Below are 571 nucleotides of genomic sequence, written 5' to 3' on the forward strand. Positions count from 1 at the left end.
CCTGCTCGATGAACTGGACCGTGAATTGGAGCGGCGGGGCCATCGCTTCGTGCGCTATGCCGATGACGCGAACATCTATGTGCGCAGTCCTCGGGCTGGTGAGCGGGTGATGGAGAGTATTGAGCGTTTCCTGAAGCAGCGGCTGAAATTGACGGTGAACCGTAAGAAGAGCCGAGTCGCAAGGGCCTGGAAATGCGATTACCTGGGCTATGGCATGAGCTGGCACCAGCAGCCGAGGTTGCGGGTGGCAACGATGAGCCTGGATCGCGTACGCGACCGGCTAAGGGAGCTGCTACGTGGTGCGCGGGGCCGCAAGATGGCAGGCGTCATCGAGCAGGTAAACCCTGTGCTGCGAGGTTGGGCGGGCTACTTCAAGCTCAGCCAGAGCAAGCGGCCGCTTGAGGAGTTGGATAGCTGGCTCAGGCATAAACTTCGCTGCGCCATCTGGCGCCAATGGAAGCGACCCTCGACGAGGGCGCGCAACTTGATGCGCCTGGGGCTTAGCGAGGAGCGGGCTTGCAAATCGGCGTTCAATGGTCGTGGCCCATGGTGGAACTCGGGGGCGTCGCAT

1 protein-coding gene is annotated in these 571 nt (G+C 61.8%); it reads left to right on the plus strand.

The window, feature by feature from the left end:
- The coding region (locus IAE33_RS24380) for a group II intron maturase-specific domain-containing protein (RefSeq protein ID WP_268933281.1) at positions 1–571 on the plus strand (571 nt) is incomplete at both ends.

The organism is Pseudomonas sp. S60 (genome assembly GCF_016647865.1).
GTDB lineage: Bacteria > Pseudomonadota > Gammaproteobacteria > Pseudomonadales > Pseudomonadaceae > Aquipseudomonas > Aquipseudomonas parafulva.